Raw genomic sequence first — 13,858 nt, 5'->3', positions numbered from 1 at the left:
TTACAAAAACCTGAACACGGGTGATAATGGAGCCATGGCAGAACATAACCAACTCATTGATGCGATCAATATCCGTACCGCAGTGCGCGCCTATGATGGCGAGCCGATCGACGACGATGCGGCACGACAGCTTGATATGACCCTGCAACCGGTCAACCTGCTCGGCAACGTGAACCTTCAGCTGGTGCTCAACCAGCCTAAGGTGTTCGAAGAAGCCAATGCTTCCGGGCATTTGACCGGAGCGGCGAACTACATTGCGATAGTGGCGCCGAAAGATGACGAGCAGGCGAAGGAGCGAGCCGGGTTCTACGCGGAACGTGCGGTGCTGACCGCGACGCTTCGCGGACTGGGCACGCTCTGGGTCGCCGGTTCCTGGGATAAGGCGGAGGCTGCCAAGCACTGCCGAATCGCCAAGGATGAGGCGCTACTGCTCGCCGTGGTGATCGGCTATCCCAAGAACCGTCTGGCGTATCAGTCCATGACGTACGACGAGTTGTGCGAGCGTCAGCGCACCCATCGCGCTTCGAAGACCTATGAGCAGTTCACCGCCACGATGGATGACACGACTCGTGCTCAGGCTCCGGACTGGTTCAAAGCCGGCGTGGAGGCCGCGATGAAGGCGCCAAGTGCCATGAATCGGCAGCCGATCACCTTCTCCTATAATCCGGATGACGATACCGCCGCCGCGCATATCGACACCTCTGCCGGTGATGAGCACTATGCGCTCAATGATCTGGGCATCGCCAAGCTCCACTTCCAGATCGGTGCCGGTCAGGGACAGTGGGCGTGGGGTGACGGCGGGCTGTTCATCCACAAGTAGTTGACAGCCTCGCGCACGCAAGCCGGCTGGTGACTCCTCCGATTATGCCCGGGACGCGCGCGTCGCAATGCGCGCGTTCCGGGCATAATCCCACACAATACAGACCCTCAAATGTGGTTCTGGGCATAATCCCACGTCCAGGAAGCCACTTACGGCTTCCAATCCCTAGGATTATGCCCAGAACTTCGTATCTCACCCACCTATGCCCAGAACAATTGGCAGGAATATGCCCAGAACCAAATAAGCCAAGAAGGTCCGGGCAACACAACGTCATGCCAGCGGCGGCATGGGTTTCCAGTCGGGATCGTGGAGAAGCTTGCGGGAATCCCACCAACCTGCGCGATCTTGACGAGACCGGTCCTCACATGTTCGCGGTCGACCATCACCAGGCGGATCACTTCCTTGATCGCCGTGAGCACCGTGCCGACACCGAAGATCAGCGGGTGGAAGTCACCGTGCACCATGAAGTATCGGGCCATATAGCCACGATTGCGCATGATGTGATAGCGGTTCATGTCCGACGTGGAGTTGAGCTGTCGCACGCCGGCGATATCCCAGTTGCCGATCTCGCGCGTACGGCGCAGGATCACATCCGGCACCACAATCGGATTGGTCACCTTGCTGGCGCGGTAGCCGTAGATCGTATCGTCCCAGTAGATGAAGAACCGCGGGTCGGGCAGGCCAATCGCCTTGACCACGCGACGGTTGAACAGGCCGCCCTCGAAGCAGAGCGTATCCATCACACGGTAACCGGCCGGGCCGAATGCGGCCGGGGCGATGGGATTCGGGATGCCGAGCGGCACGATGAAGTCATATTGCCAGTAGAACGGGCCTCCGTCATAGTCATAGCGGGACCCCTGAATCACTTCATGCCTTCCGGTCCACTTGGCGAGCTTGCCGATGGCGTCCGGAAGCACGGCGACGTCATCGTCCATCACCCAGAACCATTCGGCACCCAGCTCATACGCCTTCTTGACGCCTGCGGAGAAGCCGCCCGCGCCGCCCAGGTTCTCGGTCTGCGGGGCATACACCACACGTTCCTCGTTGCCGGACAGGTCGGCCACAGTGGTCCCCCACTGGCCAGTCACCTTGGCCGAGAGTTCATTGACCATATCCGCGGTCCGGTCGGAATGCTCGTTGTCCACGATCACGATGCGCCACGGAGCCTGCTCCAAAGCGAGAATCGAATCGAAGAGCACTTCGAGCAGCTGCTGGCGCTTGTATGTGGTGACAATCAATGCGAGTTTGTTGATGGTTCGCTGTACGGCATGCTTTTCACTCATGGGTTCCATTCTATGCACACTTGCTTCCATGCTCACACAGATAGTGTTCAGAGCTCCACTCGATGATGGCGATAGACGCCGATCAGCAAGGCGATCACGGCCAGTGCGATGGCCGCGATGGCGATAGACCTGACTGCCGAACCGGTGTCGGCTGGCGTTTCCGGTTTTGGTGCGGGCTTATTCGTCGGAGGTGTCACCGTACTCTGCTCGCTGAATTTGGGCTCGACGGTAACGTCCAGCAATGAGGCACCATTGTCGCTGCCGGGTACTGCCGCGAGAAATGGATCACAGTCATACGACGCATTGGCATCGGCCACGCCTGTACGCTCCACCAGATAGAGGCCAAGCGGCAATCCGGCGAAAAGCGCCTTGCCGTTTGCATTGGTGGTGGCGGACTGTGCATACAGATCGTGCTGTTTCACGTAAGCTGAAATCTTGGCAGCCGCGTCATGGTATTGCGATGAGGTGATGCTCCCCCAGTTCTGATCGAACTGTGTGAACGAGTCAAGCATATGGAAGTCCGCGATGTTCCCGTCATCGTCCAAGTCCACGGATGCCACGCGCACTATGGAATAGGTGTCGCCGGCGAGCGGTGCAGCATCGGCTTCACCGCGATCCCATACCGCATCGATGGTGAGGCTGCCTACGCTGGCTGCCTGTGCTTGCGGGGCGATGGCAGCAGTGGCGATTCCTGCAACCATCAGGGACAGGATGACGGCGAGACCGCTGATTGCACCGAGCATGCGCCGTGTCGCGATGCCCAAGCTGTTATGCATGTCTGCCATGTCTGGCCCGTCCTTTCCTGTGTGTTTCGTCTATGGTGGTGTCGTGGTAGGGTTCTGTACGTTGTTGTGCCGCCGACGCCGAGGTATTGCCGGCATTGTCATGAACGGCAGCCGCTGCACGACGCTGCGTTCGGTGTCGCCATATGGTCCATCCGGCGAGCAATGTGATAAGTCCGATGGATGGCAGTAGGTATTGCAGAGGGATATCCACACGGAACGTCGGCTTGGACTCCTCGGCCTGTTCGGGCGTGTAGGGGATGCGATGGGCACGCACGAGCAGTCGGTGCGTGTTCACCGCGTACGGTGTGCAGGTGATCAGAGTCACCAGGTCTTTGCCGGGTTCGATGGCGAGTTCCTTGGTGTCCGTGGGCAGTACTGTGGTGATCTTATCGACCTGATAGGCGTAGGTGTCTTTGAGGATCTTGATGTAGAAACGGTCGCCCTTCTTCATCAGATTCAGGTCGGTAAACAGTTTGGCCGTGGGCAGTCCACGATGGCCGGAAAGCGCCGCGTGCGTCGATTCGCCGCCGACCGGCAGTGAGGTCTGTTCAAGGTGGCCAATGCCGACTTGCAGCACTTTTTCCGCTGTGCCGTGGTAGATGGGCATGGTTTCCTTGAGCCGTGGGATGGTGATGTACCCCATCATGCCGTCGCCATCGAGATTCAACAGGTTGTTGTATTCCTTATTGACGGATTCGGTATTCACAGCCGATGCAAGCGCATCCGTAGCCTCGGCATTGCTCGAGGCCAGTTGTTCGTTATAGGCGTGCGCGGCAGCCAGCATCTGTTGATACTGCTCATCTGAGATGGATTGCGCGGCGGCATCATAGTTGGTGACCGCACGCGAAGCGTTCTTCATGACGAGGACATTGCTGATTGTCGGATAGAACAGGACAGACAGTCCTATCGCGATGACCAGCAGTGGCGCAATGCCGCGCAGCTTCTTCATGTGTTGTCCTATTGTCTTGGGGCTCTTCTCACTCCGCTTGCGCGGGACGGCTCCCCTCAACGAGGGGAGCCTGCGGTATTCCCACGATCAAAGAGCCCGTGACTGGCTCAGGCAGCGTGCTTGGAGGACTTGCGGTTGGACTTCACGTACCAGCCGGCGCCCAGAGCCACGATCAGCACGCCGAACACGGTGAACAGGGCTGTACCCATGCCACCGGTGGAGGGCAGCTCGAGACCCTTATTGTTCTGGACGGTGATGGTGGTATTGTCCTTAGCGTAGGCGTCACCGGACTTGTGGACACCCCATTCGGTCAGCTTGCCTTCTGCATCGTACTGGGCGGTGATAACCACCTCAATCGGAGCGGTGAGCTTGTTATAGCCCTGAGGAGCCTTGGTCTCCACGACCTTGTAGGTGCCTTCCTTGAGACCGGTGAAGTTCAGAGCGCCAGCGGCGTCGGTCTTGACATCCTCATCGGTGGCGGCTGTAGTATCGGCAGCGGTCTTCGGACGGAAGGTGTTGGTGTTGTCATTGACCTTCACCAGTTCGATCTTCGTGCCAGTGGAATCCTGCAGCTCGAACTGGGCGTCGGCGAGCTTCGTGTTCGAATCCTCGGCGTCAACCTTGTCGATGCCGAAGTTGAAGTCGTAGGTGTAGGTCTTGTCCTCCTGCGATTCACCGGTGCCACCTTCGATCGGGTCGTTGCTGTACTCGACCTTGGCGGTGTTGTCGTTGCCGGTACCGCCGACGACCGCATTCTCATTCAGGGTCGCGGAGTATTCGACGGTGATGGCCTTGCCTGCATCGTTCTGATGCAGATTGCGGAAGTCGATCATCTCGACGGTCAGAGTGGTCTTACCGGTGGTCTGGTCGACGGAATAGGTGGTGTTGTAATCGGTACCCTTGGTGAGAGTCGTGGTTCCGATCTTGACGACCGGCTCGAAGGCATCGCCCGCGGCATTCAGATTCAGCGTAAGGCCCTTGGACAGGGTATCGGAGAAGTTGAAGGTGTAGCCCTTGGTGTACTCGGCCATATCCGGCACGGTGGAGGCGAGCTTGAAGTTCACGGTGTCGCCGATCTGGGCGCTGTTGTGGTTATCGCCATCAACCGTCTTCTCCACGGTCGGATACGTGGACTTCAGTTCCTGCTCCACGGCGGTGTTGCTCTTCACATTGAGCAGGATGGCGTCGGTACCGCGCTTTTTCGTGGTATCGGTGGAGCCGCCCTGCGGGCTGACCACATAGTAGCCATACGGCAGGTTCTCGATTGTGGCAGTGTACTTGGCGCCATCAACGGCGGCAGTCGCAGTGTACTTGAGATTAGCACCGCTCAGAGTCGCATCGTTGGTCTTGGCCCAATCGGATGCCGTCTTGGCAAACGTAACCACAGCGGTATCATTCAGGCCGGAGACGTAGTCGTATGCCTTCTGATCGACATTGTCGTCAGTCACATCGGTCAGACCGAAGTCCGTGGCCTTGGCCTTGAAGAACGCATCCCAGCTGTCGATCAGCGCATAGCCGCCGTTGGTGGCCGTACCATTGTCCACGGCTTCCTTGTCATAGGTGAACATCTGGTAGGCGGTGACGGTCTTGCCGTTGAACTCCGCGCTGGAGCTGCTGATCTTGATCACGCCGTCAGAAGCATTCGCAGCATTGGCGGTGGTGGCTCCCAGGCCTGCGATGCCGAGCATCGTGGCCGCGGCAATCACGCCTGCCGCAAGCTTCCTGGTCAGTGAGTTCATCACTGGTTCCTTTCTTCTGTTGTTGCTTCCCGACCTTCTGTTTCGGGAAACGACGTTGGCTGATATTGGTTGGCCCGCAGCCGAAGCTGCGGGAAATCTTGCGATTATGCGGTTGCGTGGCGTCCACGTCGGCGAGGCGGCGTTGTTGTGCCGCTCGAATTCGCCCGGAGATACCATGCGGTACCGAGACCGAGCAACAGCAGACCGAACAGTACGAACCATGCCGTGCCTTGACCGCCGGTTTCCGGCAGAGGTACGGAGTTCGTCACCGTGGCCACATACTCCTTGTTGCCTTCGCCTGTGGTGTTGTTCGGATCTGCGGCGTATGACACCGAGACCGAGTAGCCGGCATCGGCAGGCGTCTTGCAGCCTTCCTTGGCATCGGCTCCGACCGATGTCGTGCATTGGGTGATATCGCCTGTGCCGAACATCATCCAGGTTTCGGAAACGGTGTACGTGTAGTAGTGCAGGTTGCCGGCATCGTCCTTGAAGGCCACCGGCAGACCGGTGATCTTCTTGCGCCACGTGCTGCTCCACAGAGCGCCGTCGGAGGAATCCAATACGACGGTCCAGCCATTCGGCTGTTCCACGGCATTGCAATCACCGTCGAAGCACTGAATGGAGTCCGGCGTCACCTTCTCCCCCGCGTCGTTGGTGTACGTTGCCGTGATCTTCAATGCGATGGCATCCGGTCGTGCCACACGGCCGTAATCCTTCCACACCTTCTGCAGGGTGAGGTCCACGGTCTGGCAACCATCCTTGCCGCAAGGGTCCTGGCCGTCATCCGGCTCGGGGGTGAAGCCGCCGTTGTTGTCTTCGACTGCGGCATCGAGCATGAGCACGGCCTTGGCGTCGGACACGTACACGCCGAGCGGCGCGGCCTCGTTCTTGACGCCCGTGGACGACGTTCCAGTATTCGAGCCGCCCACATTGTTAGCCATCACGGCGTCCGTGTAGTCGGAGAACTGCTTGATTACGGTATTCTCAGCCAGATGAGCCACGTCATAACGGTTCAGGTTCAGCGTGAGCACGCCTGCGGTACCGCTCGCCGTACCATCAGCCTTTGTGGCATTGTCCATGTGCGATCCGTAAGTGAATTGCTTGCGTTCGGCAGTCAACGCATACGACCACGTCTCCGGCACATCACGATAGATGTGGTAGGTGTTGCCGTTGCCTTCGATACCATGCACAGTATTGAAGTCGTATACGGATTCGAGATTCGTCCTGCCGGAGAACGGACCGACCAGACCGGAAGCGCCACGAATCGTATCCGCATAAGTCATGTCGTTGTCTTCGAGCAGACCCTCGTCGTTCACGGCCACAAAGCCGCCTGCGTAACCGGTCGCGCCGGTACCGTCCGACCCTTGGGTGGCGTCTCCGCCGAACACGTCATAGCCGTCGGCGATGCCCTGCACCGAAGAGGTTGCGATCTTCGTGCGATTGGCTTTGATCAGCTGGGCGTTGATATTGCTGACGGAATCAGGGTCGACGCCATCCTTCGAGCAGCCGACGCTGATCTTGGAATCGCCAATGAAGATGTATGCGGTGTCTTCGGTGTCCGTGCCGGTCTTATCGAGGGCAACGCCGATCTTCAGCCCAAGCAGGTTGACATACAATGCATTGCCGTCGGTGAACAGCTCCAGATCGATGAACTTGGTCAATGGGCCGAACAACTGGTCCTTATAATGACTCAGATTGTTGCCGATATTCTCGATCTTTTCGACGTATAGGAGTTTGAGCAGCGGATTGATAATCCACTTGACCAGCAGATTCACCAGCGCGGAGTTCGCTTTGGCGTCCACCAGATACGCTTTCGTGGTCTGTCCGGCGAAACCGCCGGCGAGTTCGCCGCTCGATGCCTTCTTGAAATTGGTCACCGAACTGCCTGAGATGCGGGAAAGGTCGGCATAACCGGTGAAACCTGCGGCGATCTCCTCACCCTTGCGATGAGTGGCATCAGTCAACGATTCATCACGGCCATAGTCCTCACCGTTATGTGTAGCGGTGACGGTAAAGCCTGCGCTGATACCAGCAACCGAGGAATCCTCCACATGAGAACCCCAGATGTCCATAACGCCGGCGGTCAATCCGGCGAGTACGGAATCGGCGGCTGTCACCTTGTCGGCGCTCACTGTGCCTGACTTGCCGAGATGGCCGATGAAACCACCCGTGTAGTTCAGGCCGGTCACACTATTGAGGTTGGTGACCGTGGACTTCTTCACCGAACCATTGATCAGGCCGCCGCCGAAGCCACCGGCCGCGCCGGTGAATCGCGTGCTATCGAGCATGCCATAGGTTTGGGCCGTATGCGCGTTGACCTGAATGCCATCCGGCACGCCGGCCACGCGACCGTCGTAGATGAACACGCGGAAGGCTTCCAGCACACCGATATTGCCGACCTTGAGCAGTTTCAGCACCAGGTTGGTGTCGTCACCCGTGCCGGCGGTGTTGCCGCCGACCGATGCCACGCTGGATACGTCGGCCAGGCCGAAGAAGCCACCGGCGTATTGGCCGCCTTCTACGGCACGCAGGTCGGATACGGTTACTGCAGCGGGATCCTTGGATACGTCCGCGGCGGTTCCTGTGCCCTTGGCCGAATCCTTGTCTCCGAGAATCGCAGCCTGCAACGAGCCGGCAAACCCGCCGGCGTTGATGGCGTACTGCACATCGCCCTGTTCATCGGTGTAAGCACTCTCGACGGTATAACCCCAGTCGCTGCTGTCCGCGCTTACATGTGCACCGCGAATGGTCACCACGGTGGCTTGCAGCACATTGATCAGACCGCCAGGGTTGACGTCCTGAATGAGCTGGTCGATCACGCCCTGGAGGAATCCGCTGGATGCATTGGTATTCACGTCGGCAACCGAACCGGATGTGGCGATGCCCACATAACCGCCCACATTGTTGCGGCCGGAGACCTTACGCAGATTGGTCACATTCGCACCGGCAGCCGCACTCGCCTCGGCGCCATCGGCCAGCGTATTGCCATTGGCGTCGCGGTCGCCCCAGATCTGGGCGCCGACCGCCAAACCGACGTAGCCGCCGGCATTACCAGTGCCATGAGTGATATCCGTACCTGTGGCCTCGACCTTCATGCCCTTGCGGTAGCCATTGACGCTGGAGGATTTGGCGACAGGGACAAACACCTCGGCCACGCCAAGCAGCTGGGCCAAGCTCAGGTTCAGGCCCTTCTCCCCCAGCAGCTGCACGGATCCGAACTGGGCCGCCGTACCGGATTCCATGGTGCCCGCGTAGCCGCCGGCTGCACGCATGGCGGACACGGTCTTCACGTCCAGCGACTGGCCATCGGTAATGGTGCCCGTACGCATCAGGCCGACGTGGCCTCCTGCTGCACCGGAATCCAGCAGATCGGCATCATTGGAGTATTCGCTGCGGCCTGCCACCACATTGAAACCATAGATGTATCCGTCAAGCTGATCAGTGGAGGTGATGGTGCCGGAGTTCTTGATGAGCTCTGCGAATTCCTTGCCGTATGCGCCATTGATGCCTACGGCTTTCACCCATGCCTGCCACGTGGCGAGGTCGAGATTGCGCAAGGGGCCGGTGACTTCCGAATGCTCTTCGGTGGGATACGCCATCTTCAAGGCGCCCAGCAGATTGTTGACCTTGATCAGGCCGAACAGCAGGCTGAGATTGCCGGTTTCGGCGGTATCGGCTGATTCCATGAACCCGGTGAAGCCACCGGCGAGTTCTGCGCCATACACCGAACGGATACGCGCGGCATATGCCTTGTGCTTGGGTCCGCTATACCCGTTGTCGTCGTTCTCGCTTTTCCAGCTGGAGCTGTTGTTGCCCCAGATGTGTCCGCCTTCATTGTGGCCCACGTAACCGCCGGCCATACCGCGGCGAATGCCCGCTTCCGAAACGGCTTGCGCGCGAATCGCGGCACCACATGGCACCGCGTCCGTGGAGGAGTTGCGAATCGTCGGCACAAAGTCCTGCAATACGGACGCAAGAGCCTCATCGGTATCGACCAGTCCGGACAGTATCGAGGAATGCTCTCCAAGGATGTCCGCCGCATCGCCCGGCGCGATTCCACCGGCATAGCCGCCTGCCGTGATCTGACCGATGATATAGGCGAAGTTATGGGAATTGGAATCCTGGATATGCCCGCCCATCACACGGCCGGCGAAACCACCGGCTTCACCAAGAGGATTATCCGCACTGCCTGGAGTGGCGGTACCATCGCCGACAACCGTATTCTGTTCGCTTGTGTCGCTGGCGATGACCGAATAGCCGGCGGCGTCACCGGTCACGTCGGAGTGTTCGATGGTGGAGACCACCACCGAGAGTACGCTTGCCACACCGTCGAGCGTCAAGTTCTGGCCGAGCAGGCTCAGGCCATTGCCCACGGAGGCGGCGGAGCCGATGTCCATCTTGCCGATGTAGCCGCCGGCGTAACGCTTGCCGTCAATCGCATACGCGCTCTTGGCAGTATCGAAGTATGACGACCCGTCGGCACCTTCAAGAGCTTTCGGCTCGGTGACCTTGGTGTAGCGCAATTGCGTCACATTGGAATGAGAAACCTGCACGCCGGAGCCGTAGCCTATGAAACCGCCGGCGGAGCCGGACTGCGCATCAGTCTGATCGAGACGGTCAGCGGAAACGACAAGACCCGGGGTCTTCGGATCGCTGATGGCATTGCCGCTGGCATCGGCTGCTACCGTTGTCGCATCGCTTTTCACGGAGGCATACGAGATGTACGGCACGTAGCCTTGCACCAAATCCACCAGATTGCTCAACTGCACGGTGCCGAGTTTGCCGAGCAGACTGATGCCGCCCTTGCCGGCGGATGCAAGCGCGCCGGATACCACCTTGCCGCCGAAGCCGCCTGCATATGCGCCGCCGGCAACATGGTCGAGATTGATGACCGCGGCGTAATCGTCCGCAGCGACACGCGTCTGAATAGCCTGCATCGCCGTGTCTTCCAGTTCCTTGCTGGAGAACTGGTTGACTTTGCCGCTCTGCAGGTCACCTGCAAAACCGCCAGCCGTATCGGCTTCCACATAGCCACCGTTCACGTAAGACACGGTGGTGTCCTTGTAGTCCGGGATGAGATACGGCACTGCGCCAAGCAGGTCGTCGATGGAGATGAGCGAACCGGTCAGCGGATTCTTCAGCGCCTCCGAATCATCGGAATCGCTGACGGCTTCCGCCAGGCCACCGGTTGTCGAATAGCCGACGAAACCGCCGGCCATGCCGTCCGACATGGTGCTGTCTGCGATGACGGACTTGAGGTTCGCAACATGGCTTTCACGGGTTTTCGTGCTGTTCGCCTGACCGTAGAAACCGCCTGAGGCATAGGTGTTGGTTTCACCGTTGGCGTTGCTGCCTGTCGCCTGAACGGTGAAGCCGCTTGCGATGCCGGTCACATTGGACTGCGCCACTTCGACAGAGGAGTATTCGGCGACCGAAAGCAAACCGGACAGTTTGACCAAGCCAAGCAGGTTCAGGCTGTTCGCCCCAACAGTGTCTCCCGGGCCGGAAAAACCGATGAAACCGCCAGCTTCTCCCCGTGCTTCCACACTGGTTAATGCGCTCAGATTCGTGTTGGTGATATCACCACCGGTAGCGCAACCGATTGCACCGCCAGCCCGATAGCCGCCCGCCTTCACCGACCATCCGTCTTGGATGCCTTGCATGGTCACGTTGTCAACGGTGAATGGCGCGAATTGATCAAATTTCTGGAGCATGGTCAAGTCGCCGATTTTCACGACGCTGTTCAGCAAGCCGGCGACAGTGGTCGGCTGAAGATTGCCCGCAATGCCGCCTGCATATGAACCATCAGCCTGGCTCGAACGCAACCCTTTGACGACAGTTGAACGCTGCTGCGGGATGGCACGTGAACTGTCGTATTTCCAGAATGACAGATCTGCGATACGTTCCTGAGTCGAATCGGCGATAATCGTGCCCGAGCCATCGCCTATAAGACCACCGGCGTAGTCACCCTGAGAGGTGACGGTGATGTCGCCGTCCATCTGCGCACCAAGGACAACGGACGGATTGACCCCGGCGATGGTCAGCAAAGCGCCGGCGCCGTCGGGATTGGTGCCAAGCAGTTTGGTGAGGATAGTCGTGAGGTTTTTAACCAAAGAGGTATCGGAGAGCTTCTCATCCGAATCGGTTCCCGCTTCCAAACCCCAGCCGGCCGAAGCTCGACCGGTAAAACCACCAGCATGGGATGCCGTAGCGATGACATTCACAGCTGCGCTCAAGGAATCATTGATCGCATAGGCATTCGCCAAGCGCCCTGCGAATCCGCCCGCATAGTTTGCTGCGGTAATCTCCACCTGGCCCCGGTCGCCGGTCACGCTAAGCGACGACTCTTCGATGAGGCTTTGCGGGCGCAATGCGGAAAGAATCGTGATGCCCAATGATCCAAGCAGACCGCCGACTTCACCGTTGCGGCTCACGCCGACGAATCCACCTGCATACTTCCCGGCCTTCACGGAAAACGCGTTCTCACTGGTCACTGAGGATTGTTCAATGATCGCGCCGACCTGCGCACCGACGAATCCACCTGCGTAATCCGAATCATCATTGCCGATCACAGTGTTCTGTTTGAAGTTCACCACATGCGAGTCGGAGATCTCCGGGTTGTAGTAACCGACCGGCACCAAAGCGTTCAGGCCCAACGTGCTGCCGAGCAGCCAGTCGACAAGGTCACCCAAGCCCAGAAATGGGATTACGTTCAGAATATCCGTGAGCACCGTAATGAGTGTGCCCAGCGACTCCGAAGCGATATCGTACCGGGTTGCACCCTCAACGTAGCCGGCGAATCCGCCGGTCATCCCTTTGCCATTCGCGACAGTGGCGTCTGTGACCTCGCAACCGGTCACCTTGACATCACCATAGATACGACCTGCGAATGCACCGGTCGCGAAATTGGACGGGTTGTTCTTGTGTACGGTAAGCAGTTCATCCAGACCAAGGCCCAGTGGTTTGAGCAGCAAGCCGACCAACTTGAGCAGAGCAGATACCAGTGTCTCATCCACGTGAGCGACCGTGGCGTTGTTGCTCACGGTCACATCGTCAAGCTTCAGATTGGCGACCGTGACCGTGCCCAGGCTCTGCACACCACCTTTGTTGTTGCCGTTGTTCGTGATGCTCGAAGTGCTCGTGATCGACGCGAAGAAGCCGATGCCCTGCTGCTTGTCCACATCGAGGTTGCCTTCGGGCTGATTCACCACGACATGAGCGATAACCGGCTTGGCGGGGTTGTTCTTTACACCGGGGCCATCCGCATCAATCACATCGAATAGAGTGCCGGCTGTCGCGGCGTCGGCGGCTACCGCGCCGAGCATGGTCCCGGAGAACATCAACGGTGACCAGTCCGTGTTGTTCTGATCAGCGGCATTACGGGACAGATCGATATCGCGGAAGATGATGTAGTTCCCATCCGAGGCATAGCTCAAGCCGGTATTGGGGCCATACGTGCCGTCTGTCACGTCCAGACGATTGCCATCAGCGTCCTTGACGAAGTATTTGGTTCGAGTGGAACTGGATGAGGCTGAGACCGCATCATGGTCATCGAAATTCTCGTCACGCAACGTATCGTTATCAGCCAAATCGGCATCACCGGCATACGCCACCGATTCATCGCCGGCATCCTGCCATTCAAGATTTGGCAACAGCACACTACCCGTATTGACTACCTTCTGCGGAACCTGATAAACAGTGCCGCCAACGACCTTCTTGCCGGAACCTATGGCGCGCAACTGCTGTTCATTGCCGATCAGGATGTAGGTCTTGCCGCCGATCTCCTTCGTGACCTGTCCTGCGTAGTCGCGGCCGCCTAACGTATCAGCTACCGCTCGCGCCGGCTCGGTCGCGCCGGAGGACCCAACGGCATCATCGGAAGCGGCATTGCCAGCATTGTCAGCATTGCCGGTCTGGGCATTGTCGGCTTCGGTATCATCGGCCGACTGCGTATCGGCGGATTCATCGCCGGCATCCAGAATGGTCCTCGTGGTGAATGCGGAGTGCGTATCAGAGGGGAATTGCCCGATCGCAGATGTTTGAGAAGATGACGTTTGAGCAGTTGCAGTATCATTGCCGTCACCTGATGTGCGTCGCAGTGTTTCCGCAGCGGACACGATGGTGGAATCCGTGACCACAGCACCATTGGAGATCACGGTGACTCCTGAAGAGGAGCCGGAAACCGCAGAACCTGCGGAAGTCTGACCATAAGCAGCTGGGATTGCGCAGGTGAACGTCATTGCGGAAACCAATACACCGGCAATGACTCGAATACCCGTTGG

The 13,858-nt window shown here is 58.8% G+C and carries 5 protein-coding genes and 1 pseudogene; 1 reads left to right on the top strand and 5 read right to left on the bottom strand.

Features of this window, described 5'->3' with window-relative positions; all coding sequences use genetic code 11:
• Positions 1-34 precede the first annotated feature (34 nt).
• On the top strand, positions 35-820 hold the full coding sequence (locus tag BREU_RS07140) for a nitroreductase family protein (protein ID WP_044088624.1): 786 nt from the start codon (positions 35-37) through the stop codon (positions 818-820).
• A gap of 270 nt (positions 821-1,090) precedes the next feature.
• On the opposite strand, the pseudogene BREU_RS07135 reads toward BREU_RS07140, so the two are convergent.
• The 5 genes and pseudogenes from BREU_RS07135 to BREU_RS07115 form a co-directional block, all read right to left on the bottom strand.
• A pseudogene (locus tag BREU_RS07135) lies at positions 1,091-2,103 on the bottom strand (glycosyltransferase family 2 protein).
• 47 nt (positions 2,104-2,150) lie between these two features.
• Positions 2,151-2,888, bottom strand: a complete 738-nt coding sequence (locus BREU_RS07130; RefSeq protein WP_044088627.1) for an isopeptide-forming domain-containing protein — start codon at positions 2,886-2,888, stop codon at positions 2,151-2,153.
• Positions 2,872-3,837, bottom strand: a complete 966-nt coding sequence (locus BREU_RS07125) for a class C sortase (protein ID WP_044088628.1) — start codon at positions 3,835-3,837, stop codon at positions 2,872-2,874. The genes BREU_RS07130 and BREU_RS07125 overlap by 17 nt, the downstream gene beginning before the upstream one ends.
• 107 nt (positions 3,838-3,944) lie before the next feature.
• The gene (locus tag BREU_RS07120; RefSeq protein WP_044088629.1) at positions 3,945-5,576 is read right to left on the bottom strand and encodes a SpaH/EbpB family LPXTG-anchored major pilin; all 1,632 of its coding nucleotides are present in this window, start codon (positions 5,574-5,576) and stop codon (positions 3,945-3,947) included.
• Positions 5,577-5,680: 104 nt separating this feature from the next.
• Positions 5,681-13,816, bottom strand: coding sequence for an LPXTG cell wall anchor domain-containing protein (locus tag BREU_RS07115; RefSeq protein WP_081886602.1), 8,136 nt, complete (start codon positions 13,814-13,816; stop codon positions 5,681-5,683).
• Between the last annotated feature and the right edge of the window lie 42 nt (positions 13,817-13,858).

This window comes from Bifidobacterium reuteri DSM 23975 (assembly GCF_000741695.1).
Taxonomy (GTDB): domain Bacteria; phylum Actinomycetota; class Actinomycetes; order Actinomycetales; family Bifidobacteriaceae; genus Bifidobacterium; species Bifidobacterium reuteri.
Note: the sequence above shows the minus strand (reverse complement) of the source record. Positions and strands in the feature narration are given on the sequence as shown.